We start from the raw sequence: 23,702 nt of genomic DNA on the forward strand, positions 1-23,702 counted from the left end.
GGACGACCGCCTACCGCGGGACGACCGCCCGCTGGTTGTCGACCGCCCGGCGGTGGCTGCTCGCCCGCCGACCGCCGTCACTCCTCGGCGCAGCCGTCCTCCCGGTCGTAGCCCCTGGTCCGTGCCGCTGGCCGTGGTGCTGGTGCTGGCCGGGGTCTTCGCCACCGGGGCAGGGCTGGGCCGCTCGGTCGGCCCGTTCGACTTCGCCCCTGCCGGCGGCGACCAGCCGGCCCGTAGTGAGTCGGTCGGGTTGGCGGCCAGCCGCCCGGTGCGCCTGACGGTCCCGGCGATCAAGGTGGCCGCGCCGGTGGCACCCGTCGGGCAGGCACGGGACGGCTCGATCGCCGTACCGCCTCTGGAACGCCACAACGAGACCGGCTGGTACGACCGCGGGCCCACACCCGGCGAGTCCGGCCCGGCGGTGATCGTCGGGCACGTGGACACCAAGACCGGCCCGTCGGTCTTCTACGACCTGGGCAAGCTGCACCCCGGCGACCTGATCGAGGTGGCCCGGGCGGACGAGTCGGTGGTGGTGTTCCGGGTCGACACCGTCGAGCACTTCCCAAAGGACCAACTGCCCGCCGAACGGATCTACGGTCACGACGGGCCACCCGGCCTGCGGCTGATCACCTGCGGCGGGCAGTTCATCGGCGGACGCACCGGCTACGCCGACAACGTCATCGCCTTCGCCACCCTGCAGTCCTCCCGCAAGTCCTGATCCGACGACGCCCTTCTGTCGCGCGCCGACGCCCGCCCGTCCGCCGCGGACCGCGGTTCGCCCGACTGGCGTGCCCGAGGCTCAGCGCAGGAAGTCCAGGAGTTGGCGCGTGGTCTCCTCGGGGGCCTCCTCCGGGATGAAGTGCCCGACCGGGACGGGCTCGCCTCGTACGTCGTCGGCCCACTCCCGCCAGATCGCGAGCGGATCGTCGTAGAGCTTCGCGACCTGACCGCGTTGGCTCCAGAGAAACAGCACCGGGCAGGCGATCTTGCGGTTTCCGCGGTCCGCCTCGTCCTGCTGGTAGTCCAGCGTCGCGGCCGCGCGGAACTCCTCGCAGATCGCGTGGACCCGGGCGGGATCGCTGAACTGCCTGACGTACGCCGCCCGCACCTCGGCCGGGAAGGAGTCCTTCACCTCGGGCCAGGTGTCGAGCATGAAGTCGACGAGCACGGCGGGCGCCGCGTCGATGAACTGCTCGGGCACCGGCGCCGGTGCCGCCAGGAAGGACCAGACCCAGTAGGAGAGGCTGAACGCCTTGTCGGCGCGGTTGTAGACATCGCCGATGGGAACGACGTCCATGACCGCCAGCCGCGTGACGGCGTCCGGCTCGTCCAGCGCAAGACGGTACGCGCAGCGGGCACCGCGATCGTGGCCGACGAGCCGGAACTGCTCGTGGCCGAGGCTCCGCATCACCTCGATCTGGTCGCGGGCGATGGCTCGCATGCCGTACGGCTCGTGATCCGCGGTGCTCGGCGGGGTGCCGCTGTCGCCCCAGCCGCGCAGGTCGGTGGCGACGACGGTGAAGTTCTCGGCGAGCCGTGGAGCGATCCGATGCCACATGAGATGCGTCTCGGGGATGCCGTGCAGGAGCAGGACCGGAGGCCCACTCCCGCCGCGACGTCCGTGGATCGTCGCGGCGGTCGTGTCGACGTCGAACTCGTCGAATCCCTCGAACATGGCCGGAATTCCCCCGCAACCTCGTGGGACCACCCGTGCCGACGGCTCGTCAGGACAGGGCGACCGATGGCCGGCTACCGCTTGGGCCGCTTCGACGTTATCAGCGGTAAAGTCCGACTCAAACGGATTCCTGCCACTGGCTCCGGCGGGTGATCCCCGACGCTGAGGGCGTGCCGCCTAGGGCTGCGGGACGTGCAGGGCCACCTCGAACTCCAGAAGGCTGGCGCCGGTCGCGACCGGAGGACGTGGCTTCTCGCCGGGCGCGGCGGCGTGGGCGGCGCGGGACGGGCCGGCGGCCCAGGCCTGATAGGCCTCCTCAGTCTCCCACCGGGTGTAGACGAAGTAGCGGGTCTCGCCGGCGACCGGCCGGAGCAGCTCGAAGCCGAGGAAGCCGGGGGAGTTCTCCACCGCGCCGGCTCGGGCGGCGAACCGCTTCTCCAACTCCGCGCCGCCGCCGGGTGGGACCTCGATTGCGTTGATCTTCACGACTGCCATCTGCCCACCCTAGCCACTCAGAACGCCTCGACCACCGGGACCAGGTCCGCGTCGACCACGATCGGCGCGTGGTCCGACGGGCCCTTGCCCTTGCGGGCCTCGCGGTCCACGTACGCCGAGCGGACCGCTCGTGCGAACGGTGCGGACGCGTACACCAGGTCGATTCTCATGCCCTTGTTCTGGTGGAACATCCCGGCCCGGTAGTCCCAGTAGGTGAAGGGGTGTGGTCCCTTCATCGGGGTGGGCACGACATCGCTGAGGCCGAGGTCACGCAGCGCGGCGAGGGCCGCCCGCTCGGCCGGGGTGACGTGCGTGGAGTGGGTGAAGACCGCCGGGTCCCAGACGTCGGCGTCGGTCGGGGCGACGTTGAAGTCGCCGCAGACCGCCAGCGGGAGCCCGCCGGCCAGCTCCGCGGCCAGCGCGTCGCGCAGTGCCGCGAACCAGGCCAACTTGTACGCGTAGTGCGGGTCGTCCGGCGTCCGGCCGTTGGGCACGTACACCGACCAGACCCGCACCCCGTCGCACGTGGCGGAGATGGCCCGGGCCTCCGGGTCGGGAAAGCCGGGCTCACCGGCGAACCCGACCCGGACGTCGTCGAGCCCGACCCGGGACAGGATGGCGACCCCGTTCCACCGGCCGTCGCTGTGGCTGGCCACGGTGTAGCCGAGCTCGCCCACCTCGGGTGCGGGGAAGGCGCCGTCCGGGCACTTGGTTTCCTGCAGGCAGACGACGTCGGGGCCGGTGTCGGCCAGCCACTCCAGCAGTCGGGGCAGGCGGGCCTTCACCGAGTTGACGTTCCAGGTCGCCAAACGCATGCCCCCAGCCTGCCGCATTCGCCCCCGCGACGCCCGGTCAGCTACCCGGGGTGTCGCCGGGACGGGTCTGTTCGGCCAGGAACCGCTCCAGTTCCGCGCCGAGTTCGTCGGCAGTGGGCAGCGGTCCGGCGTCCTGGGCGAGCAGGTTCTTCTCGCCCCGACCCCGGGCGAACGCGTCGTACTGCTCCTCCAGGGCCTGGACCAGGGCGGCGGCGTCGTCGGTCTGGGCGACCTGCCGGTCGATCTCCACCCGGACCACCTCGGCGGCCGAGCGCAGCCCGTCACCGGGCAGCAGCAGGCCGGTGCTGCGGGACACCGAGGTGAGCAGCACCTCGGCGGCGGCCGGGTACTCGGTCTGCGCCACGTAGTGCGGCACGTGGGCGGCGAAGCCAAGCGCGTCCCGGCCCTGCTGGCCGAGCCGGAACTCCAGCAGGTGGCCGACGCTGCCGGGCACCTGGACGCGTTGCAGCCAGGGCTCGTAGCCGGCGATCAGCTCGGGGCGGGTGGCGTGCGCGGTCACGCCGGTCGGCCGGGTGTGCGGCACCGCCATCGGGATCGAGTTGAGCCCGACGGTGAGCCGGACGTCCAACCGGGCGGCGAGGCCCGCGACGGCGGCCACGAACCGCTCCCACTGCAGGTCCGGCTCGGGGCCGGTGAGCAGCAGGAACGGCGTTTCGTCGTCGTCGTGCAGCAGGTGCAGCTCCAGCTTGGGAGCGTCGATGCTCTCCCAGTGGTCCTCGACGAAGGTCATCACCGGTCGTCGGGACCGGTAGTCGAAGAGCTGGTCGACGTCGAAGGTGGCGATCGGCCGACCCTCCAGCGAGGTGAGCAGCTGCTCGCGCGCCAGCCGGCTGGCGTTGCCGGCGTCCACGAACCCGGTGAGGGCCTGGATGAGGACCGGTTGCCCGAGGTCGGGCAGATCGTCGGTGAGCTGGTAGAGCTCGTGTGGGTCGAGCACCGGTGCGGACCTCCCTGAAATGTGCCTGCGGAGTGCCGACGCGACGGAGGGCACCCGTTCGGGCAACGTACCCGCCATCCTGGTGCATTCCTGCTTCGGGCGATCCGCCGCCCGGGGGGTGGGAGTGATCGGACTAATCATCTGTTTACGCCGCCAGGCGAGTCCGGTCGACCGATCGGACGAGCCCGGTTCGGCCCAAAGGCCGAGTTTGTCGATCATGTCGGGTCCCGCGGTCGGATGTCCCGGCCTGTGGCGGGCCGAGCCAGACTGCGTGCGCCGCCTGGATGGTCCGGTACGCGAGGTACGTTCCCCGGGCAGGTCGAGCCGCCCAGGTCGTCCACCAGGACGGGCCGAATGTGTGGGAAGCGCCACGTGATCACCGTGCGTGATCAGGGTTTCCCCCTGCCTAGCCTCGGTTGATGCGTGACGACGGCACCCTCGACGACCCGTATGCCCCGAGTACCCCCACTGCCGATACGGAGGATGGCACCTCAACCGAACGGACAACCACCGCGAGTCGGCTTCGGGCGTACGCCCGGGACCTGACCGGTCGACGCCGGGCGCAGGTGGCGCTGGCGACGGGCGTGGTGTGCTGCCTCGGCCTGGCCGCCGTCGCACAGGTCCGCGACGAGTCCGCCGACGCGGCGACGCGGGAGGGGGCGATCTCCAACTCCGAGTTGGCGCAGCGCGCCGAGCAGCAGAGTGCGTCCCGTGGCCTCGACCGGGTGGCTGCCCCGAGCACCTCCGCCGCTGTTCCGTCCACCGCGGCGACCCCCGCCGACCCGGACACCAGCGCGCCGGCCCGGAAGGCCGCCCCGGCTCGCCCGACCGACCCGGCGCCCGTCGCCGGGCTGGACGAGGACCAGATGGAGAACGCGGAGGCGATCGTCCGTGCCGGCCGCAAGATGGGGGTGCCCCGGCGTGGGCTGGTGATCGCGGTGGCCACCGCCATGCAGGAGAGCAACCTCTACAACGTGGCCAGCGGCGTGCTGCCCGAGTCGCAGGACTACCCGCACCAGGGCGTTGGCTGGGACCACGACTCGGTCGGGTTGTTCCAGCAGCGTTCGAGCAGCGGTTGGGGCCCGGTGGGTCGGCTGATGGACCCCGAGTTCGCCACCCGGCAGTTCCTCGCCGCGCTGGAGCAGGTGCCCGGCTGGCAGCGGATGCGGCTCACCGACGCCGCTCAGGCGGTGCAGGTCTCCGCGTACCCCGAGCACTACCAGCAGCACGAGTGGCGGGCCACCCGGGTCGTCGACGCCATCGTGCCGACGGGACGGTAACCTACCGCCCACTGTGGACGGTGAGGGTTGAGGCTGTCGCATCCTGGGTACATGTGTTGCGGGTTAGGGGTACACATGACAGCGGGACCATCGACAGGAGGACGCCATGTCACTGATGCAGCGAATCACCATGTTCCTGAGATCGCCGAAGGGGCAGCAGCTGGTGGAGCGAGGCCGTCGGGAGATGGCCAAGCCGGGCAACCAGCAGAAGCTCAAGGGGCTGGCGGCCCGGTTCTCCAACCGCCGCCGCTGACCGCTCCATCGGCCGCCCTGTCCGCCTTTCCCACCCCTCGGGAGACCCGGTGACCGACACCCCACCCGTCGGCGGCCAACCTGCCGCCCCTGCCCCCCAGCCGTCCGTCGGCCTGCCGACCGGGCCGGTGGACGCCCCCGAGGGTCCGCCGGCCCGTCTCTGGGACCGGATGCGCGACGATCCGCAGTACGCCCCGGAGCACCTGGCCCTTGAGGCGGTGCGCCGGCTCGGGCCGGAGGCCGCGCAGTGGGCCGTCCGGGCCCGAGCGGAACAGCCCGGGGTGTCGGCCGACGTCCTTGCCGACCAGGCGGCCCGCAAGTTCGTCAACCTGGCCCGACTGTCCGGCGCCGTCTCCGGAGCGGCAGGGCTGCCCGGGGCCGTGATCGACGTGGGCGTCCTGGCCTGGACCCAGGCGCGGATGGTGCTGCACATCGCCGCCGCGTACGACGTCGACCCGCTGCACGGCGACCGGGCCACCGACCTGTTGGTGCTCCAGCGCGTGCACAAGGTCGCCGAGAGCGCCCGGCTGGCCCTCGGTGTGGCCGCCGGTCGGGAACGCGCCGACGCGCTCTTCGGCTCCGGCGGCCGGCGCCCGCTCGGCCGGGTCATGCTGCAACTCGGCGTCCGGCTGGCCCAGATGGCCGGCGTCCGGGCCGCCAAGCGGATGGTCGCCAAGATCATCCCAGGTGCGGCCATCGTCCTCGGCACCTGGGCCAACTCGTCCGCCACGAAGGACCTGGCGCAGCGATCCCGGGCCCTGTACCGCTCCCGCGGCGTCGCCGTCCCGGAGCCCCGCCGCCACTGACCGTGGGCCAGCCTGGTCAGCCGGCCAGCCTGGTCAGCCGGCCAGCCTGGTCAGTTGGCCAGGCCGGACGAGCGCCAGGTGACCTCGGCGAGCCGGCCCTGGCCGGTGGCGTTGGGGTGGAACCAGTCCAGCGGGTTGAGCAGGTCCAGAGTGAATCGGACCTTGTGCACCGCTCCACCGTCGTGCCGGCAGCGGGAGCCGTACGCCCGGCAGGCCGCCACCAACTCGGTGTTGTACGCGTTGATCCGGTCCCGGACGGCGGCCCGGCGCGCCCGGTCGGCGGGCGCGGTCGAGGTCGCCTCGGCCAGCAGGGACGGGCAGATGCCCCGCCTCCACGCCCGTACGGCCCGGGCGTCGTCGTGCCCGACCTCCCAGAGCCGGTACAGGTCGGGGATGCTCACCACCAGCACCCGGGCCTTCGGTCGGCCGGTCCGCAGCACCCGTAGGCCCCGGTCGACGTCGGCCCGGAACTGCGCCACCGGGGTCATCGCGTCCACCCCGCCCCGACAGACGTCGTTGGCGCCGATCAGCACGGTGACGTAGTCGGCGCGGTCGCGTACCGCTGCCTGGGCCTGACCCTCCAGCGCGTCCGCGCGGGCGCCGGGACGGGCGTGGTTGTACGTCCGGTCGCGGATCGCCGAATTCTGTTCCAGCAGTCGCCGGTAGTGGCTCTCCACCCGCAGGCCGTCCCCGGTCGACCAGGAGTTGCGCTCGCATGAGGTGAGCACGAGGCAGGAGGCGAAGCCGGTGGTGATCGAGTCTCCGAGTGCGGCGATGCCGCCCGGGCCGCTCGACGGCGGTGCGCTCTTGGTGGGACGGGGTGTCGCGGAGGTGCCGCCCTCGCAGGCCAGCGCCACCAGCGCCGCGAGACAGGCCAGGGCGGTGACCCCCCGTCGAGGCATGACATCCCCTCCCGCAGCACAGAGCGACAGCGCGGTAACTCTATGCGTAGGACGTGGTTTGCCGGGGAGGTGCTGTCGGGTATGCGGCAGAGCGCCGACGATGGCGCCAGCGGGGTGCTATAAGGCCCGCCAGGGCGCCGGCTGACCGTGCAGCCACCAGTGCAGCGCCCGGGTGATCCGGGGCAGCACAAGATAGGTCATCAGCGGGGTCAGGCAGAGGGTCATCAGCAGCACCCGTGCCGCCAGCGGCACCGCGTCGAGGAAACGGCTGGTCAGCAGGGTGGCGCTGAGGCTCAGCGGAAAGAACGCCAGCCAGATCGTCACCGCCTGCTTCCACCTCGGAGGCGTGGTCGGCCCGACCGGGCCGACCGGCTCGACCGGGTCCACCGAGTGCTCAAGCGGAGGGTCGAACCAGCCCTCGATCCCGGTACGCCGCTCGACCCGGGTGTGCTCGACGATGCCCTGCGCCGAACTGAGCCACCAGTGCCGCTGCGGCGACTCCTCCCACCGGTGCAGCGTCTCGGCGTCGGCGAAGCGGTAGAGCATGTGCCACTCCGGCGAACCGGGGCCGCTCTGCACCCAGCCGGCGCCGAGGAACCCGGGGAACGCCTCGGCCAACGCGGTGCCGGCCCGCATCCACGCCACCATCTCGCTGGACCGTGCCGGGTCGACACGGCGGGCGATGGCGACGGTCACCGGCACGGCGAGGGTCAATGACATGCGTCCATCCTGCGGTCGGCAGGGGCCACGACGCGAACGGATGTAATCGAGCACACCGGCGCGCTCCGGTGCCGCCCGCCCGTGCAGGCCATCGGCCGGAACCTGTCGGTGGTCGTTCGCGACCGACCGAGGTGTCCGAGGCCGGTTAACGCTGGCGATCGGGGGTAGGTCCCTGAGCATGACGAGATCGCAGCCCCGGCGTGCCCGTGGCACGGTCGGCCACGCGAACAGCGCGCTGAACCTCCGTCTCACCCTCGCCAGCTTCGGGCTGGTGATCATGGTGCTCTTCGCGGTGCTGGCATTCTGGGCCGGCATTGCCTGGCTGGGCGTCGTCTGTGCGATCTTCGCTGTGGTCGCCGTGGTCGACCTGGTCGTGATCCAGCGCCGCCGCGCCGCCCGCCGCCGCGAGGAGCCGGGCGTACGACACTCGTTGTTCGAGTGACAGGAGGACGAGATGCCCCACATCGCCACCACCAACCCCGCCACCGGCCAGGTGCTCAAGACCTATGAGGCGATGTCCACCGAGCAACTCGACGGTGCCATCGAGCGCGCCGACCTCGCGTACCAGCAGTTGCGGGAGACGACCGTCGACCAGCGCGCCCAGTGGATGAACGCCGCCGCCGACCTGCTCGACGCCGAGCGCGCCGAGATCGCCCGGATCATGACCACGGAGATGGGCAAGACCTACGTGTCGGCGCAGGCCGAGGTGACGAAGTGCGCCACGGCCGCCCGCTTCTACGCCGACAAGGCCCCGGCGTTCCTCGCCGACGAACCGGCCGACGCCGACGCCGTGAAGGCGACCCGGGCGTTCATCCGCTACCAGCCGATCGGTGTGGTGCTCGCGGTGATGCCGTGGAACTTCCCGCTCTGGCAGGTGATGCGCTTCGCCGCGCCGGCGCTGATGGCCGGCAACACCGGCCTGCTCAAGCACGCCTCGAACGTGCCGCAGACCGCGCTGCTGCTGGAGGACGTGTTTCGGCGGGCCGGCTTCCCCGAGGGGGCCTTCACCACAGTGCTGGTCGGCTCGGAGGCCGTCGAGAGGATCCTCAGCGACCCCCGGGTGCGCGCCGCCACGCTCACCGGCAGCGAGCCGGCCGGCCGGTCCATCGCCCAGATCGCCGGACGGGAGCTGAAGAAGACCGTCCTCGAACTCGGCGGCAGCGACCCCTTCGTCGTGATGCCCTCGGCCGACGTGGACCGGGCCGCCGAGGTGGCCACCACGGCCCGCTGCCAGAACAACGGCCAGTCCTGCATCGCCGCGAAGCGGTTCATCGTGCACACCGACGTGTTCGACGCCTTCGCCGAGAAGTTCGCCGCGAACATGGCCGCGCTGCGGGTCGGCGACCCGATGGACCCGGACACCGACGTGGGGCCGCTGGCCAGCGAGCGGGGCCGTGACGAGGTGCACGCCCAGGTCCAGGACGCCGTGGACAACGGCGCGACAGTGCTCTGCGGTGGCGAGCTGCCAAGCGGCGACGGCTGGTTCTACCCGCCGACAGTGGTCACCGACCTCACCCCGCAGATGCGGATGTGGTCCGAGGAGGTCTTCGGCCCGGTCGCCGGCCTGTTCCGGGTCTCCTCGTACGAGGAGGCGATCGAGGTCGCCAACGGCACCAGCTTCGGGCTCGGCTCGAACGCCTGGACGCGGGACCCGGCCGAGCAGGAGCGTTTCGCCACGGACCTGGACGCGGGCAACGTCTTCATCAACGGCATGACGACGTCCTACCCGGAGTTGCCGTTCGGTGGTGTGAAGAACTCGGGCTACGGGCGCGAGCTGTCGGCGCTGGGCATGCGGGAGTTCTGCAACACCAAGACGGTCTGGGTGGGTGAGGGCGCCGCCTCGGCCGGCACCGGGGCGCACGCCGAGTAGTTCGGGGCGCGGCACGCGTCAGCCGGTGCCGTCGTGGGTAGGAAGTGTGCCCATGACGTCGTTCGGTTTTCACGCCTCGCATGAGCAGATCGGTCCACGCGCCCTGTTGGAGGCGGTGATGCACGCCGAGCGGGCCGGCTTCGACGCGGCCATGTGCTCCGACCACTTCTCGCCGTGGAGCGCCCGGCAGGGCGAGTCCGGCTTCGCCTGGTCCTGGCTGGGCTCCGCGTTGCAGGCCACCGGCATGCCGTTCGGCGTTGTCAACGCGCCCGGCCAGCGGTACCACCCGGCGATCATCGCGCAGGCGATCGGCACGCTCGGCGCGATGTACCCGGGCCGGTTCTGGGCGGCGCTGGGCACCGGCGAGGCCAGCAACGAGCACATCACCGGCGACCCGTGGCCGCGCAAGGACGTACGCGCCGCCCGGCTGCGCGAGTGCGTGGACGTGATCCGCGCGCTGTTGGCCGGCGAGGAGGTCAGCCACGACGGCCTGGTCCGGGTGGACCGGGCCCGGCTGTGGACCCGCCCGGAGCAGCCGCCCGCGTTGGTCGGCGCCGCCGTCAGCGTGGCCACCGCCCGCTGGTGCGCCGAGTGGGCGGACGGGCTAATCACCGTGAACGCGCCGAAGGCACACCTGCGCGAGATGATCGACGCGTACCGGGACGCCGGTGGGCGCGGGCCACTGCACCTGCAGGTGCACGTCTCCTGGGCGTCTGAGCAGGCGCAGGCCGAGGCCATCGCCCACGAACAGTGGCGCAGCAACGTCTTCGCCCCGCCGGTCTGCTGGGACCTGGAGACCGTCGAGCACTTCGACGTGGTCTCCGCGGACGTGCCGGCGCAGCGGGTCGCCGAGGTGGTCAACGTGTCCGCGGACCTGGGTCGGCATGTCGGCTGGTTGGAAGAGTACGTCGAACTCGGCTTCGACCAGATCGCCCTGCACCACGTCGGGCAGGAGCAGCGCGGCTTCATCGACGCGTTCGGCGCGGAGGTGCTGCCGAAGTTGCGCCCGGCTGGCTGATCGAGGGCTCAACCGACGGACCCCTAGGCTCGTACCCCATGGAAAGCCTGTTTCCGGTCGTCGTCTTCCTCGCGATCGCCACCCTGGGTGCCGCGCTGGCCCGCCGGCTCGGCCTGCTCGCGCCGATCGTGCTGGTCGTGCTCGGTCTGGCGCTCTCGTTCGTACCGGGCTTCCCGCAGGTGGAACTCGACCCCGAGCTGGTGCTGATCGGCATCCTGCCGCCGCTGCTCTACGTGGCCGCACTGGAGACCTCGGTGCCGGCGTTCAAGAACAACATCCGGCCGATCCTGCTGCTCGCGGTCGGCCTGGTGTTGTTCACGGCCTTCGTGGTCGGGCTGGTGCTGCACCTGCTGCTGCCGCAGTTGCCGTTCGCGATCTGCCTGGCCCTCGGCGCGGTGGTCGCCCCGCCGGACGCCGTGGCCGCCACGGCAGTGGCCCGGCGGGTGGGCCTGCCCCGCCGGGTCGTCACCATCCTGGAGGGGGAGAGCCTGGTCAACGACGCCACCGCGCTGGTGCTGCTGCGGGTCGCGACGATGGCCACCATCGGATCTGCGGTCGGCACGGCCGAGGTCGCCATCGAGGTGCTGCGGGCCACCGGCGGCGGGATCCTGATCGGGGCGCTCGGCGCGTTGGTCTTCGGCTTCCTGCACCGGCGGATCACCGACCCTCTGCTGGACAACGCGCTGTCGTTGATCATCCCGTTCGCGGTGGTGTTCACCGCCGAGCACCTGCACGCCTCCGGTGTGGTCGCGGTGGTCGTCACCGGTCTGCTGCTCGGGCACAAGCTGCCGCAGTTGCTGTCGGCGGCATCCCGGTTGCAGATCGGCGCGTTCTGGCGGCTGGTCCGATTCCTGCTGGAGGGCCTGGTCTTCCTGCTGGTGGGGCTCCAGCTGCGGGAGGTGCTGCACGACCTCGACGAACCGGTCGGCTCGCTCGTCATCACCACATTCGCGGTGCTCGCCGCCGTCTTCCTGACCCGGTTCATCTGGCTCTTCCCGGCCACCTACCTGGCCCGGTTGGTGCCCCGGGTCCGCCGACGCGACCCCAGGCCGTCGCCGAAGTTGCCGATCATCATCGGCTGGGCCGGGATGCGCGGCGTGGTGACCCTGGCCGCCGCGCTCGCGCTGCCGCTGACCCTGGCCGACGGCGAGCCGTACCCCCGGGCGTTGCTCATCTGGCTGGCCTTCGCGGTGATCGTTTTCACGCTGGTCGGCCAGGGTGCCACGCTGCCGCTGGTCGCCCGTCGGTTGAAGCTGCCGCAGGACGACCCGGTGCAGGACGCGCTGTCCGCGGCCGGTGTGCAGCAGCAGGCCAGCCGGGCTGCCCAGGAGCGTCTCGACGAGCTGGCCGACAGCGCCCCGGACGCGGTGGTGGACCGGCTGCGCCGAGCGGTGGAGGACCGCACCAACATGGCCTGGGAACGGCTCGGTGGCACCGAGCGGGAGACCCCGTCGCAGGCGTACGGTCGGTTGCGACAAGAGATGATCGACGCCGAGCGGGATGTGTTCCGGGCTGCCCGGGACTCCGGTCGGATCCCTGAGGAGGTGCTGGTGCAGGCCTATCGTGACCTGGACCTGGAGGAGTCGTTGCTGAGGGAGGCCGGGAAGTGAGCTGTCAGCACCTGACCGAGGCGGGTGCCGCCGAGGCGCGCACCCCCGACGAGTGCGAGGACTGCGTCGCCATCGGCGAGACCTACTGGGTGCACCTGCGCACCTGTCTGAGCTGCGGGCAGGTCGGCTGCTGCGACTCGTCGCCGAACCAGCACGCGAGCAAGCACTTCGCGTCCACCGGCCACCCGGTGATCCGCTCGGCGCAGCCGGGCGAGGCCTGGCGATGGTGCTTCGTCGACGAGGAGATCGGCTGACGGTCAGACCGGGTGCGGTGACCGGTCAGCGCGTTCGGTGCGTTCGGTGCGGTCAGCGCGATCGGCGCGGTCGGCCAGGGCGCGGCGGGTGAGTGGCGGCACGGCGAGGCCGGTGAGCGCGAGCAAACCCGCCAGCGCCAGCCAGCCGACCGGGCCGCCGTCGATGATCAACCAGGTCAGCAGGGCCGGGCCGGCAGCGCGGACCAGCCCGGCGAGCAGTCCGTCGACCCCCTGGTAGGCGCCGAGGGCGTCCGGGGCGGCGAGGTCGTAGGCCAGCGCCGCCCCGGCCCCGGCGTGCCACAGGTCGCCCACGGTGTAGATCACCGTCGCGCCCAGCAGCAGGCCGATCGCCACCGGGGTGGGCACGACGGCGGTCGCGGCCCAGAGCAGCATCCCGGCCGCGAGCACCAACCCCGCCCGGCGCATCGTCGTCGCCGCCGGCACCGCATGCCGAGCGCTCCCGCTGAGCCGTACGGCGAGCAGCACGGTGAGCAGCGTGTTGACCAGCAGGAGGGCGGAAACCGTCACCGGAGGCGCATCGGTGTGCGCCACCACCCACAGCGGCAGCACCAGCGTCAACGCCACGTGGTGCACGGAGAGCACCGCCGAGGCGCCGGCGACCGCGAGGAACGGCTTGTCGCGCAACGCCCGGCCGGCTCTCTGCCGCAGTGGTTGCCGGGCCGGCGGGTACGCCGGGAGCCGCATGATCAGCGCCGCCGAGACGAGATAGGTGGCGACGTTGCCGAGCACCAACAGTCGGTACGCCCACCCGGTGTCCGCCACCAGCGCGAACGCGGCCAGCCCCGCACCGAGCGCCACGCCCAGATTGGCCACCGCGCGCAAGGTGGCGAAGGCGTACACCCGGCCCTCGGGGCCGCCCACCGCCGCGACCAGCGCGGCGCGGACGGCGAGGTTGCCGGAGATCAGCAGAGCGTCCAGTGTGGCCACCAGCAGAAAGACCGGGAAAGAGCCGACCAGCAGGTACGCGGCGGCGACAACCGCCTGCGCCAGTTGCAGGACGGCGCGGAGGCTCCGGGGGTCACGTCGGTCGGCGAGCCCGCCGAGCGGCACGCTGGCAGTGAGCCCGACCAGGCCGGCGAGAGTGAGCCCGAGCCCCACCTCGGTCGGGGTCAGCCCCACGGCGCGGGTGAGGAAGAGCGCCGCACCCGTCACCCACAGCCCCGTGCCGACCGTGTTGGCGAGGGTGGCCAGCGACAGGGTGCGCAACCGACCGGGCGGCGGCAGCGGCGACAGCGACCGCCAACGGCCGCGAACCTCCGCCGTGATGCCCATCCACCGACCGTAGAGCCGCCGCCTGCTCATCGATGCCCCGCGCAGTGCGGTGCCCGTCACAGCCCCTCCGGGTCGCTTGCCGGCTCTTGATCTGCTCGCGCTGCGCGCCTGCTCGTGCTGCGCGCCTGCTCGTGCTGCGCGCCTGCTCGTGCTGCGCGCCTGCTCGTGCTGCGCGCCTGCTCGTGCTGCGCGCCTGCTCGCGGTGCGCGCCTGCTCGCGGTGCGCGCCTGCTCGCGCTGCGCGTCTGTCCGGCGGCGTCGGCTTGTTTGGCGGAGTCGGATCAGTGATGGGTCACGTTCGCCGGTGGTACTGGTTGCGGCGGGCGAGCCGGTCGGGATCGAGCCAGGCCGGCGGGACGAATTCGGGCCAACCGTCGCCGCCGAGCCGGACGGTCCACTCGCCACGGTGGACGTGTCGGTGATGGTGGGCGCAGAGCAGCACGGCGTTGGTCAGGCTCGTGCTGCCGCCGTCGGCCCAGTGGTGGATGTGGTGGGCGTCGCACCAGCGGGGCGGGCGGTCGCAGCCCGGGAAGGCGCAGCCGCGGTCGCGCAGGACCAGGGCGCGTCGCAGGGGGCCGGTGACGAGCCGACGCTGCCTGCCCACGTCGAGCGTCTGACCGGCGCCGCCGAGGACAGCGGGCAGGATCGCCGCGTCGCAGGCGAGCCGGCGAACCGTCTCCGGGGTGAGCCGAAGATCGGTGTCGAGAGTGCCGGCGTCGAGCTGCCGGGCCAACGTCTCGAAGCTTGTGGTGACGACGAGTTGGGCGGGGTCGCCGCCGTGCTCGGGCAACTCGCCGGTGCGCAGGGCAAGCCGGCAGAGGTCGGCGAGCGCGTCGTGCCGGCGTTGCCCGGGACAACGCGGATCGTCCGGACCGGACGGTGCGGTCAGGGGGTCGATCGCGGCGCGCAGCAGGCCGGCCGCCTCAGCGTCCAGGCTGCCGGACAGCCGCAGCCGGCCGTCCGACAGCTCGGACAGCGTGACATGGCGATCCCGGCTGGCTCGGCGGGCCTCGGCCTCCAGCGCCGCCCGGGCGGCGGCTTCGGCGACCTCCGGGGCGACGTGATCGAGGATGCGGGTGCCCAGCTTGCGCAGCAGGGTCGGCTCGAACTGCCCGGCCCACTCGACCAGGACGCCGACCGCCTTCCCGGCCGCCTCGGCGCCGGCGGCCGTGTGCACCGTGCTGACCGTGTCGCCGATGACCCGGGCCTGCTCGACGCTGATATCACCGCTGGCCAGAGCAGCGCGCACGCCTGGCGCTCCGGCGTCCAACGCGCCGGCGAGATCGACCAGCCGGCGAGCGGCGGAGACGCTGAGCCGCAGCCGGTCCCGCAGCCACACCACCGTCGAGGATGCGTCCTGCGTGGTCCCGGTGCCTCGACCGTCCAGCTCCCGCACGAGGGTCAGCTTGACCGCGGCCAGGCGTTGCTCGAGTCGGTGCGCGGCGTCGAGCGCCGCGACGAGGTCGTGCTCCGGAAGAGCCCACGCCGGTGCGTCGAGGCAGTCGGCGACCGCCGTCTCCGCATGCGTCAACTCCTCCAACATGGAACGAGAATAGAACAGCTGTACGACAGTTTCGGGTTCGGTCAGCAGGCCAAGCGCGGCGGCTTCCGGCGGTGGAGATGAGTGGCCGCTCGGACGGTGGGCAAGGTGGTCGTCGCCCGGCCCGGCTCAACGGCTGATGGAGTCGACGAGGCGTTCGGTGGCGAGGCAGGAGACGAGGCAGCGTTCCTTTGCGTCACCGCTCAGCCGGGCGGTCCAGTCGGTGAGGCCGCCGTCACCGACCTCCAGGCTGCCGCCCAGGACAGTGATCCGCAGGGCGCACCCCGTGTAGTAGCCGCGACCGCGAGACCGCTCCGGTTCATCCACGAGCGGCACCGCACCCCCGTCGAGTGCCGGTCGGACGGTGTCGGCCAGCCGCTCTCGGACGGTCCGATCGTCGAAGGTGGTGACGTGCAGCTGAGGCGCGACGGCCGGCGCCAGCTCGGCGAGGACGGCCCGCCAGTAGGTGAGGTGTCGGACGAGCAACCGGGTCTGCGTGCCGCCCGAACCAGTGTCGCGGGCGCTGGACACCAGGGCGAAGAGCCGGAAGTGAGCCGACGCGTCGTTGCCGAAATCCTGCGCCCGCAGCACCCGATGGGCGGCGGCCAGGTGCACCTCGCTCTGTCGGCGGCGACGTACGGCCGCCTCGATGGCGAGGGCGTTGGTGGGATCGCTCAGTACCTCGCTGGCGCGCATCGTGGTGACGATCCTGTTCTGGCTGACCGGTGCGACCGCCGAGCAGGTGCCGACCGGTACGACCGGCGACAGTTCCACTCCGGCGACGTCGGCGGGCAGTAGTTGCCACATTCGGGCCTCCACCCGTGCGAGCGCGCGCGGGTCGGTGCGGGCGGGGCGGACGAAGCGGTCCTGGCGCCACCGTCGTACCGCGTCGGATGGACGCGCGGTCGCCGCCCGGTCGCGGGCCACGCTCAACAGCAGACTGCTCAGGTCTGCGCTGGACAGTCCGGTCAGCGCGGTCCGCGTTCCCGCCGGCATCGCCGCCCACACCCGACGCTCCGCCCCGGCCAGTTCGCCGTCATCCATGGCGTCACCATGGCTCACTCAGCGCGTCCGATCCATCGGTTTTGCTGCCGCGCCCGGTGAATCGTTTGCGTCATCAGCTCCACAGCGCCAGCCGGAGGCACGCTCGCCCCGAACGCTTCTGCGGAGCGGCACACCGCCGCCTGCCCTCGATCACATGGTGGTCAGTAGCGGAAGTCGCGTTGTTCCAGCTGCTCACCATCAAGTGATCATGGAGTCCTGGTGGCCGGTCGTGCCGCTGCCTATGATCCACCGACAACGACAGTGACGGGGATGCACGTGATCAATGCGATTTTCTTCGATGTCGGCGGGACGATTCTCGACGAGTCCCACGAGTTCGCCGCCTGGGCCGACTGGCTCGGCGTTCCACGGCACACGTTCTCGGCGGTCTTCGGTGCGGTGATCGCCCGGGGCCTGGACTATCAGGAGACGTTCCGGGCCTTCCGGCCGGACTTCGATCTCGCGGTCGAGTTGGAGCGCCGCGCGGCCGCCGGTCAGCCGGAGTCGTTCGGCGAAGAGGACCTCTACCCGGACGCACGATCGTGCCTGACCTCGTTGCGGGAGCAGGGCCTGGTGGTGGGCCTGGCCGGCAACCAGCCAGCGCACGCCGAGTCGACCCTTCGGGCGCTCGACCTACCTGTCGACCTGATCGGCACGTCGCACGGTTGGGGGGTGGCGAAGCCGTCACCGGCCTTCTTCGAGCGGGTCGTTCGTGAGGGCGGCGGTGACGCGTCGTCGATTCTGTACGTCGGCGACCGACCCGACAACGACGCCCGCCCGGCTCAGGAGGCCGGGATGAAGACGTGCCTGATCCGGCGCTCACCGTGGGGTCACATCCTCGACATGCCGGCCGTGTCCGAACGGTGCCTGTTCCGGATCGACTCGCTGGACGAACTCCCCACTTTGGTCGCGAAGCACAACGCGGCCGGCGGTTAGCCCGCCGGCCGCGTGATCATGCGAGCGTGGTGGCCGCCCGGGGAGGGCGGCCACCAGCAGTGGGTCAGGAGAGGCTGCAGGCTCCGCCGTTGACCGTGATCAGGCCGGGAGCGGGGTTGGCGCCGCCGGCCGTCGTCGCGTTGAAGCCGAACGTCACAGTGCCGCCCGGTGCGATCTTGGCGTTGTGCGACTCGTTGCGCGCGGTCACCGTCGAGCCGGCCTGGGTGACCTTCGCCAGCCACGCCTCGCGGACCCGCTGGTCGCCGGTGAACGCGAACCGCACGCTCCAGCCGTTGACGGCCGTGGCACCGGTGTTGCGGATGGTCAGCTGGGCGGTGAACCCGGTGCCGCCCTGCCAGGCACCGTAGTTGGTGTAGTTCACCGAGCAGGTGGTGGCCGGCACCGCGCCGGCGTCACCCTGGTCGGCCAGGAACGAGGAGATCCAGGCCAGCGCCGAGTTCCAGTTGATCGCCACCTCGTTGGTCGAGTACGAGTTGATGTCGTCGACGTAGCAGAACATCGGCTTGCAGCCGGCGAGCAGTTGCGCCACGAACGGGTCCTGGAGGGCGGCGTTCGGGCCACCGGCGAGGGAGCCGGCGGGCGGTCGGGGCAGGTTCGGGTCGAGCTGGTGGCCGAAGATCCGGCTGTGCTGGTTCTGCGCGGCGTGCTCGCCCCACCCGGTGACGTAGGAGATGTTCAGGGCATTGCGACCGAGGATGTAGTCCATGGCCTGAACGGCACCGTCGCGGTAGACGGGGTTGCGGGTCAGGTCGAAGGCGGTGGCCAGCACCACGGCGTTGTTGATGACGTTGCTGTTGCCGCCCCAGAAGTAGCTGTTGGCGTCACCGGGCATCGGCAGCCCGTACGCCTGTCGGCGCAGCTCGGCGAGGTAGCTGTCGGCGGCGGCGGTGACCGAGGCGCGGACGCGGGCCAGGTCGGCGGCGGGCAGCCCGTTCGGCACTGTGGCCAGGTCGAGGCGGCCCAGCGCGGCAACGCTCTGCCAGCCGAAGCCGCGCGGGTCGAACACGTCACCGGTGTGGTGCGGCGACGCGGTCAGGTCGGTCAGGTAGGTCTGCGCCCCGGTGGTGAGGTACAGCTCGGCCGCCGCCCAGTAGAACTCGTCGGTCACGTTCGTGTCGTCGTACGCGCCGCCGCCGGTGCCGTCGGTCGGGCTCGCGTACACCGCGGGATGGGCCTTGGCCGCGGCGTAGGCCGTCTTCGCGGCAGTGCCGCAGCGGCTGGCGAACGCCGCGTCGTAGGGGGCGAAGAGCCGCGCGCACTGGGCGGCGGTGGCGGCCAGATTGAGGGTGGCCGCGGTCGACGGCGGGTGCAGCTCGCGCGGCTGCGGGTCGTCGTGCGGGGCGAGTGGCAGCCCGGTCCAGTTCTGGTCGTGGATCTTGTGGTGGACCATGCCGGCGAGCGGCTTGCCGGCCGGCACCTGCATGCGCAGCAGGAACTCCAGCTCCCAGCGGGCCTCGTCGAGGATGTCCGGCACGGCGTTGCCGCGCTCGGGGACGCGCAGGGTGCTGTCACCCAGCGCGGCGCCGCCGGCCGCGGTGGCCGCCGTCCTGGTCCGCTCGAACGTGTTGAGCAGTTGGTAGGTGGCGATGCCGCCGTTGACCACGTACTTGCCGTGGTCGCCCGCGTCGTACCAGCCGCCGCGCACGTCCAGGGAGTAGTCGCAGACGCCCGGCTGGCAGGGCACGTTGGTGTCGCCCTGGTTGGGTGCCACGCCGAGGTGGCCGGCGGGGCGGGCGTACTCGTCGCCGATCAGGTCGCCGTCGATGGCGATGCCGCTGCGCTGGGCGTAGAAGAACTGCAGCGAGTCGGAGCGCAGCTGGTCGTAGAGGGTCCCGGAGATGTCGAACGGGTGGCTGGTCTCGCCGTCCACGGTGAGCGTGAGCCCGGTGCCGGGGGTGCGGTAGTTGGAGAAGTCGACGGTCTGCACGTTCTGCCCGGAGGCGGCGTCGACGCCACGCGCGGTGGTGCTGCCGCTGGCCACGACGGCGCCGGCGGCCGAGCGAAGCTGCCAGGGCAGCGCCTCGGTGGCCTCGGTGACGACGGTGGCGTTCTTCGGGCCGCCCGGCAGGTAGCCGACCTGGTTGACCCGCACCCGTGGCCCGGTGTCCGGCTCGTACGGCTCGGGCGGCTCACCGCCGCGCAGCGAGACGTCGTCGAGGCAGACGGTCTGCGTCTCGGGGGAGCCGCCGACCTGGAAGATCAGTTGTGCGTTCGGGTTGTCGTCCGGGACGGTGAAGGTCTGCTCGACCCGCTGGGCGGTGCCGGTCGCGCTGGCGTCCACGGCCGCGTACGTGGTGTAGGGGGCACTGCCGAGTTGCAGTACGGCCTTGACCGCGGCGCCCGGGGTGGCGGAGACGGCGAAGCCGAGGGTGTATTCGGCGCCCGCGATCAGCGGCACCCCGTCCTGGCCGATGCCGGCGTCCCAGGGGTTGGCCAGCCCACCCGCGACGGTGGTGCAGAGCCGGCCGTCGGTGACCGCGAGGGGGCCGGTGCCGAACGAGAACCAGGGGCTCACTCCGGCGCTGAAGTCGCCGTTGTCGATCTGCTCGGGGGCGTCCGGTGGTGGGTCGGCGTGGGCCGCGCCGGCGCCGGCGCCGGTGAGGGCCAGGGTGGTCGCCGCGGCCAGCAGGAGGCGGCGTCGGGATGGCGTCACGGGGAGTCCTTCCGGGACGGAAAGTGGGACATTGGTGGTGGCACGGTGGGGCGGAAATAACCTGGGAGCGCTCCCAGGTGTCGGCTCGATGTTTCCAGTGCCGGTACGCCATGTCAATTGATCTGGTTGGATGGGTTTCAGCATCCGACGAGGGCGGTCAGCCGACCGGCATCCCTCGACGCGCCGCCATCCGGACGTGAGATTGGCCGCGCCACGCGCCGTCGTCCTGATCTCCTAGAGACAACTGCGCCCTTCGCCTGGCAGGCTGCCTCCCATGACCCTGAAGCTGCGTTCCGTGGGAACGAGCGACCGTGGGCTGATCCGCAGCGGGAACCAGGACGCCCTGCACGCCGGCACCTGGCTCGTCGCCGTCGCCGACGGCATGGGCGGGATGGCCGCCGGTGACCTGGCCAGCGCCCTCACCATCGACGCGGTCGCCCCGCTGGATGTGGAGACTCCCGAGGACGCTCTGGTGGCCGCACTGGAGGGTGGCATCGCGCTCGCCACCTCCCGGATCCGGCAGGCGGTCGCCGAGGATTCCGAGCGGCAGGGCATGGGCACCACGCTGACCGCCCTGCTCTTCGCCCGTACCGGCAGCTGCCTGGCCCTCGCGCACGTCGGCGACTCCCGGGCCTACCTGTTTCGCGAGGGCGTGCTCAAGCAGGTCACCCGGGACGACACGTTCGTCCAGATGCTGGTGGACCAGGGCGTGATCACCGCGGACCAGGCCAGCAGCCACCCGCGACGGGCGGTGGTCACCCAGGCGTTGCAGGGCGACGAGGTTTCCCCGTCGTACGCGACGATGGTGCCCCGGGCCGGCGACCGCTGGTTGCTGTGCAGCGACGGCCTGTCCAACGTCGTCCGTCCGGACACCCTCACCGAGGTGCTCACCGGTTACCCGGAGCGGTCGGAGTGCGTCGGCAAGCTGATCGACCTGGCACTGCACGCCGGCGCACCGGACAACGTCACCGTCGTGGTGGCCGACGTCGTGGAGGAATAGGCGGGCGCTCAGCGCCGCCGTGGTGTGGCGCGGCGGGTGGGCGTCGCCGTTCCCGGATCCTCCGGCCACGGGTGCCGGGGATAGCGCCCGCGCAACTCGGAACGGACCTGCGGATAGCCGGTGCGCCAGAACGACGGCAGGTCGGCGGTCACCGCCACCGGCCGGCCGGCGGGGGAGAGCAGGTGCAGCAGCACCGGCACCCGCCCGTCGCCGACGCGTGGCGCCACCGACCAGCCGAACGTCTCCTGGAGTTTCACCGCGAGCACGGGCGCGGTCGGGTCGGTGTAGTCCACCCGGATCCGCGAACCGCTCGGCACCTCGATCCGCTCCGGGGCCAGCTCGTCCAAGCGGGCGGCCTGCGCCCAGGGCAGCAGCCGGCGCAGCGCCGACGTCACGTCCGCCCGCGCCAGGTCGGCGCGGCGCCGGGCGGCGGCCAGCTCCGGTCCCAGCCAGGTGGGTGCGGCGTCGAGCAGCGCCTCGTCGCTGACGTCCGGCCACGGGACGCCAAGATGGTGTCGGAGGAACGCGAGCCGCTCCCGCAGCGCCCGGGCCGCCGGGGTCCAGGGCAGCAGTCCCAGACCCTCCTGACGCAGGCCGGTCAGCAACGCCGCGGCCACCTCCGCGCGGTCCGGTCGGTCCAGCCGCCGCTGCACCAGCTCGATCGCGCCGAGCCGGGTCACCTCCCGGGCCACCACGTCGCCGTCGGACCAGCCGACCTCCCGACTCGTGCGCAGCAGCGGGCCGGCTGCCTCCCGGGCCGTCGCCTCGTCCACCGGCGAGGCCCGGCGGATCCGCGCCGACGGCGCGCCGGGGGTGCGGTCCGCGACGGCCACCGCCAGCCAGTCGGCACCGGCCAGCCCCGAACCGACCGCCAGCTCCGCGGCGGTCCCGCCGGTCATCAGGTACGCCGAACCGCCCGGTCGCCGCACCCGGGCCAACCGTTCCGGGTACGCCAGACCGACGAGCAGCCCGGCGGCGAGATCGTCGCTGAGCCCACCCGAGCCGCCCCGGCCCACGGAGTCGGTGCGGCCGGCGGGTGCGCCGCCGGCGGGCAGGGCGGCGCGTAGCCGTCGTACCTCGGTGCGCCACCGGGCTGTCGCGCCCGCGTCGACACCAGTTCGCAGTCGACGCCAACCGGCGACCAGGTCGTCACCGGGGCCCGCCGCGCTCTCCTCGGCGAGCAGGGCGACCACCTCGGCCGCCCGGTCGGCGCCGACCCGCCCGGCGCCGTCGAGCAGCGCCCGGGCCAGCCGGGGGTGTGCACCCGCGGCGGCGATCGCCCGCCCCCGCGCGGTGATCCGGCCGTCGACGTCGACCGCGCCCAGGGTGTGCAGCGTGTCCCGGGCCACCGTCATCGCGGCGGCCGGTGGGGCGTCGGGCAGCGCGAGCCCGACGCCGTCGGGCCGACCCCAGGCGGCCAGCTCCAACGCGAAGCCGGTCAGGTCGGCGGTGGCGATCTCCGGCTCGGCCCGGGCGGGCAGCCGCTCGTGGGTCGCCGCCGACCAGCACCGGTAGACGTACCCGGGGGCCTCCCGGCCGGCCCGGCCCGCCCGCTGGGTGGCGGCGGCTCGGGAGACCGGCACGGTGACCAGAGCGCCCAGCCCGCGGGCCAGGTCGATACGCGGTACCCGGGACAGCCCCGCGTCCACCACGACCCGTACGCCCGGGACGGTCAGGCTGGTCTCGGCCAGCGCGGTGGCCAGCACGACCCGGCGTCGGTCAGCGGGACGCAGGGCGGCGTCCTGCTCGGCGCCGCGTTGGCGGCCGTGCAACGGAAGCAGCGCCACGGTGTCGCGCAGGTCGGCCAAGCGGCCGGTGACCCCCGCTATCTCGCCGGCCCCGGGCAGGAAGACCAGGACATCGCCGTCGCGCTCGGACAGCGCCCGCCGGACGGTGGCGGCCACGTGGTCGAGCAGGGCCCGGTCCACCGGCCCGGCCCCGGACGGGGCGATCGGGCGCGCCGGCGGCGCCCAGATCCGCTGCACCGGGTACAGCGCCGAATCGGCCCGTACCACCGGGGCGGGGGCGGACCCGCCGAGCAGCGCGGCGAACCGGTCGGTGTCCGGGGTGGCGGACATCGCCAGCAGCCACAGGTCCGGCCGGAGGGTGGCCCGCGCCTCGACGGTGAAGGCCAGCGCGAGGTCGGCGTCGAGTTGTCGTTCGTGGCACTCGTCGAGCAGCACGGCGCCCGTACCGGGCAGCTCCGGGTCGTGGTGCAGCCGCCGGACCAGCAGGCCGGTGGTGACCACCTCGATCCGGGTGGCCGGGCCCACCTTGCGCTCACCGCGGACCGCGTAGCCGACACGCTCGCCCACCCGCTCGCCGAGCAGCTCGGCCATGCGCCGGGCGGCGGCGCGGGCCGCCACCCGACGGGGTTGGGCGATCACCACCCGGCCGGTCACCCGGTCGGCCACGGCCAGCGGCGCCAGGGTGGTCTTGCCGGTGCCCGGCGGGGCCACCAGCACGCCGGCGCCGGCGGCGTCGAGCGCCGCGACCATCGCCGGCAGCACCGGGCGTACCGGCAGGTCCAGGGTTACGTCGGAGAGCACGGCCCAGTCTCGCAC

Annotated in this window: 22 protein-coding genes; 11 read left to right on the forward strand and 11 right to left on the reverse strand. The window is 72.6% G+C overall.

The genetic code is table 11. The features are described 5' to 3' along the window. The first annotated feature begins 52 nt into the window (after window positions 1–52). Window positions 53–718, forward strand: a complete 666-nt coding sequence (locus GA0070619_RS06820) for a class F sortase (RefSeq protein ID WP_231927311.1) — start codon at window positions 53–55, stop codon at window positions 716–718. An 81-nt stretch (window positions 719–799) separates the two neighbouring features. Here the strand turns inward: GA0070619_RS06820 and GA0070619_RS06825 are convergent, their stop codons facing one another. From GA0070619_RS06825 to GA0070619_RS06840, 4 genes are all read right to left on the reverse strand, one after another. Beyond that, window positions 800–1,675, reverse strand: a complete 876-nt coding sequence (locus GA0070619_RS06825) for an alpha/beta fold hydrolase (protein WP_088947278.1) — start codon at window positions 1,673–1,675, stop codon at window positions 800–802. A 177-nt stretch (window positions 1,676–1,852) separates the two neighbouring features. After that, window positions 1,853–2,170: an antibiotic biosynthesis monooxygenase family protein gene (locus GA0070619_RS06830; protein ID WP_088947279.1), complete on the reverse strand. Its 318-nt coding sequence runs from the start codon at window positions 2,168–2,170 to the stop codon at window positions 1,853–1,855. A gap of 17 nt (window positions 2,171–2,187) precedes the next feature. Next, the gene (locus GA0070619_RS06835) at window positions 2,188–2,985 is read right to left on the reverse strand and encodes an exodeoxyribonuclease III (RefSeq protein ID WP_088951605.1); all 798 of its coding nucleotides are present in this window, start codon (window positions 2,983–2,985) and stop codon (window positions 2,188–2,190) included. Window positions 2,986–3,022: 37 nt separating this feature from the next. Beyond that, window positions 3,023–3,943 (reverse strand): proteasome assembly chaperone family protein, encoded by a 921-nt coding sequence (locus GA0070619_RS06840; protein ID WP_088947280.1) that lies wholly within the window; start codon window positions 3,941–3,943, stop codon window positions 3,023–3,025. Between the two features lie 419 nt (window positions 3,944–4,362). Between GA0070619_RS06840 and GA0070619_RS06845 the strand changes: the two genes are divergently transcribed. The 3 genes from GA0070619_RS06845 to GA0070619_RS06850 all read left to right on the forward strand — a co-directional run bounded on the left by GA0070619_RS06845 (window position 4,363) and on the right by GA0070619_RS06850 (window position 6,281). Continuing rightward, window positions 4,363–5,223: a peptidase M23 gene (locus GA0070619_RS06845; protein WP_088947281.1), complete on the forward strand. Its 861-nt coding sequence runs from the start codon at window positions 4,363–4,365 to the stop codon at window positions 5,221–5,223. Between the two features lie 106 nt (window positions 5,224–5,329). After that, window positions 5,330–5,476 carry a hypothetical protein gene (locus GA0070619_RS32695; RefSeq protein ID WP_172861992.1) on the forward strand — a complete coding sequence of 49 codons (147 nt, stop codon included), beginning with the start codon at window positions 5,330–5,332 and terminating at the stop codon, window positions 5,474–5,476. Window positions 5,477–5,525: 49 nt separating this feature from the next. Further along, window positions 5,526–6,281, forward strand: coding sequence for an EcsC family protein (locus GA0070619_RS06850; RefSeq protein ID WP_088947282.1), 756 nt, complete (start codon window positions 5,526–5,528; stop codon window positions 6,279–6,281). A 50-nt stretch (window positions 6,282–6,331) separates the two neighbouring features. Here the strand turns inward: GA0070619_RS06850 and GA0070619_RS06855 are convergent, their stop codons facing one another. Both GA0070619_RS06855 and GA0070619_RS06860 read right to left on the reverse strand, forming a co-directional pair. Continuing rightward, the gene (locus GA0070619_RS06855) at window positions 6,332–7,183 is read right to left on the reverse strand and encodes a GDSL-type esterase/lipase family protein (protein ID WP_088947283.1); all 852 of its coding nucleotides are present in this window, start codon (window positions 7,181–7,183) and stop codon (window positions 6,332–6,334) included. Between the two features lie 117 nt (window positions 7,184–7,300). Further along, the gene (locus GA0070619_RS06860; RefSeq protein ID WP_088947284.1) at window positions 7,301–7,903 is read right to left on the reverse strand and encodes an antibiotic biosynthesis monooxygenase; all 603 of its coding nucleotides are present in this window, start codon (window positions 7,901–7,903) and stop codon (window positions 7,301–7,303) included. 178 nt (window positions 7,904–8,081) lie between these two features. Between GA0070619_RS06860 and GA0070619_RS06865 the strand changes: the two genes are divergently transcribed. Genes GA0070619_RS06865 through GA0070619_RS06885 form a run of 5 tightly spaced genes read left to right on the forward strand, consistent with a single transcriptional unit; the run spans window position 8,082 to window position 12,655 of the window. Continuing rightward, a complete protein-coding gene (locus GA0070619_RS06865; RefSeq protein ID WP_088947285.1) occupies window positions 8,082–8,345 on the forward strand; it encodes a DUF6343 family protein in 264 nt (87 codons plus the stop codon). 12 nt (window positions 8,346–8,357) lie between these two features. Next, on the forward strand, window positions 8,358–9,773 hold the full coding sequence (locus GA0070619_RS06870) for an NADP-dependent succinic semialdehyde dehydrogenase (RefSeq protein WP_088947286.1): 1,416 nt from the start codon (window positions 8,358–8,360) through the stop codon (window positions 9,771–9,773). Between the two features lie 52 nt (window positions 9,774–9,825). Beyond that, the gene (locus tag GA0070619_RS06875; RefSeq protein ID WP_088947287.1) at window positions 9,826–10,791 is read left to right on the forward strand and encodes a TIGR03885 family FMN-dependent LLM class oxidoreductase; all 966 of its coding nucleotides are present in this window, start codon (window positions 9,826–9,828) and stop codon (window positions 10,789–10,791) included. 38 nt (window positions 10,792–10,829) lie between these two features. Next, window positions 10,830–12,401 (forward strand): Na+/H+ antiporter, encoded by a 1,572-nt coding sequence (locus GA0070619_RS06880; protein ID WP_088947288.1) that lies wholly within the window; start codon window positions 10,830–10,832, stop codon window positions 12,399–12,401. After that, window positions 12,398–12,655, forward strand: a complete 258-nt coding sequence (locus GA0070619_RS06885; protein WP_088947289.1) for a UBP-type zinc finger domain-containing protein — start codon at window positions 12,398–12,400, stop codon at window positions 12,653–12,655. Before GA0070619_RS06880 ends, GA0070619_RS06885 begins: the two co-directional genes overlap by 4 nt. 3 nt (window positions 12,656–12,658) lie before the next feature. Here GA0070619_RS06885 and GA0070619_RS06890 read toward each other — a convergent pair whose 3' ends face one another. The 3 genes from GA0070619_RS06890 to GA0070619_RS06900 all read right to left on the reverse strand — a co-directional run bounded on the left by GA0070619_RS06890 (window position 12,659) and on the right by GA0070619_RS06900 (window position 16,531). After that, window positions 12,659–13,948 (reverse strand): MFS transporter, encoded by a 1,290-nt coding sequence (locus GA0070619_RS06890; RefSeq protein WP_088947290.1) that lies wholly within the window; start codon window positions 13,946–13,948, stop codon window positions 12,659–12,661. A 291-nt stretch (window positions 13,949–14,239) separates the two neighbouring features. After that, on the reverse strand, window positions 14,240–15,490 hold the full coding sequence (locus GA0070619_RS06895) for an HNH endonuclease signature motif containing protein (protein WP_088947291.1): 1,251 nt from the start codon (window positions 15,488–15,490) through the stop codon (window positions 14,240–14,242). A gap of 126 nt (window positions 15,491–15,616) precedes the next feature. Further along, window positions 15,617–16,531 (reverse strand): hypothetical protein, encoded by a 915-nt coding sequence (locus tag GA0070619_RS06900; protein WP_088947292.1) that lies wholly within the window; start codon window positions 16,529–16,531, stop codon window positions 15,617–15,619. 276 nt (window positions 16,532–16,807) lie between these two features. Here GA0070619_RS06900 and GA0070619_RS06905 point away from each other — a divergent pair, with 276 nt between their 5' ends. Continuing rightward, entirely contained in the window at window positions 16,808–17,464 is a 657-nt protein-coding gene (locus GA0070619_RS06905; RefSeq protein ID WP_088951606.1) for an HAD family hydrolase, read from the forward strand. 64 nt (window positions 17,465–17,528) lie between these two features. Here the strand turns inward: GA0070619_RS06905 and GA0070619_RS06910 are convergent, their stop codons facing one another. Then, the gene (locus GA0070619_RS06910; protein WP_088947293.1) at window positions 17,529–20,138 is read right to left on the reverse strand and encodes a glycoside hydrolase family 9 protein; all 2,610 of its coding nucleotides are present in this window, start codon (window positions 20,136–20,138) and stop codon (window positions 17,529–17,531) included. Between the two features lie 274 nt (window positions 20,139–20,412). Here GA0070619_RS06910 and GA0070619_RS06915 point away from each other — a divergent pair, with 274 nt between their 5' ends. Next, window positions 20,413–21,138, forward strand: a complete 726-nt coding sequence (locus tag GA0070619_RS06915) for a PP2C family protein-serine/threonine phosphatase (RefSeq protein WP_088947294.1) — start codon at window positions 20,413–20,415, stop codon at window positions 21,136–21,138. Window positions 21,139–21,146: 8 nt separating this feature from the next. On the opposite strand, the gene hrpB is transcribed toward GA0070619_RS06915, so the two are convergent. After that, the gene (gene hrpB / locus GA0070619_RS06920; RefSeq protein WP_088951607.1) at window positions 21,147–23,687 is read right to left on the reverse strand and encodes an ATP-dependent helicase HrpB; all 2,541 of its coding nucleotides are present in this window, start codon (window positions 23,685–23,687) and stop codon (window positions 21,147–21,149) included. Window positions 23,688–23,702 lie beyond the last annotated feature (15 nt).

The organism is Micromonospora zamorensis, from assembly GCF_900090275.1.
Lineage (GTDB): Bacteria > Actinomycetota > Actinomycetes > Mycobacteriales > Micromonosporaceae > Micromonospora > Micromonospora zamorensis.

Excerpts from the sequence above, each read along its gene's own strand:
- GA0070619_RS06825 (WP_088947278.1), bottom strand. The coding sequence starts at position 1,675 with ATGTTCGAGGGATTCGACGAGTTCGACGTCGACACGACCGCCGCGACG.
- GA0070619_RS06830 (WP_088947279.1), bottom strand. The coding sequence starts at position 2,170 with ATGGCAGTCGTGAAGATCAACGCAATCGAGGTCCCACCCGGCGGCGGC.
- GA0070619_RS06835 (WP_088951605.1), bottom strand. The coding sequence starts at position 2,985 with ATGCGTTTGGCGACCTGGAACGTCAACTCGGTGAAGGCCCGCCTGCCC.
- GA0070619_RS06845 (WP_088947281.1), top strand. The coding sequence starts at position 4,363 with ATGCGTGACGACGGCACCCTCGACGACCCGTATGCCCCGAGTACCCCC.
- GA0070619_RS32695 (WP_172861992.1), top strand. The coding sequence starts at position 5,330 with ATGTCACTGATGCAGCGAATCACCATGTTCCTGAGATCGCCGAAGGGG.
- GA0070619_RS06855 (WP_088947283.1), bottom strand. The coding sequence starts at position 7,183 with ATGCCTCGACGGGGGGTCACCGCCCTGGCCTGTCTCGCGGCGCTGGTG.
- GA0070619_RS06860 (WP_088947284.1), bottom strand. The coding sequence starts at position 7,903 with ATGTCATTGACCCTCGCCGTGCCGGTGACCGTCGCCATCGCCCGCCGT.
- GA0070619_RS06865 (WP_088947285.1), top strand. The coding sequence starts at position 8,082 with ATGACGAGATCGCAGCCCCGGCGTGCCCGTGGCACGGTCGGCCACGCG.
- GA0070619_RS06870 (WP_088947286.1), top strand. The coding sequence starts at position 8,358 with ATGCCCCACATCGCCACCACCAACCCCGCCACCGGCCAGGTGCTCAAG.
- GA0070619_RS06875 (WP_088947287.1), top strand. The coding sequence starts at position 9,826 with ATGACGTCGTTCGGTTTTCACGCCTCGCATGAGCAGATCGGTCCACGC.
- GA0070619_RS06880 (WP_088947288.1), top strand. The coding sequence starts at position 10,830 with ATGGAAAGCCTGTTTCCGGTCGTCGTCTTCCTCGCGATCGCCACCCTG.
- GA0070619_RS06890 (WP_088947290.1), bottom strand. The coding sequence starts at position 13,948 with ATGGGCATCACGGCGGAGGTTCGCGGCCGTTGGCGGTCGCTGTCGCCG.
- GA0070619_RS06895 (WP_088947291.1), bottom strand. The coding sequence starts at position 15,490 with ATGTTGGAGGAGTTGACGCATGCGGAGACGGCGGTCGCCGACTGCCTC.
- GA0070619_RS06900 (WP_088947292.1), bottom strand. The coding sequence starts at position 16,531 with ATGGATGACGGCGAACTGGCCGGGGCGGAGCGTCGGGTGTGGGCGGCG.
- GA0070619_RS06915 (WP_088947294.1), top strand. The coding sequence starts at position 20,413 with ATGACCCTGAAGCTGCGTTCCGTGGGAACGAGCGACCGTGGGCTGATC.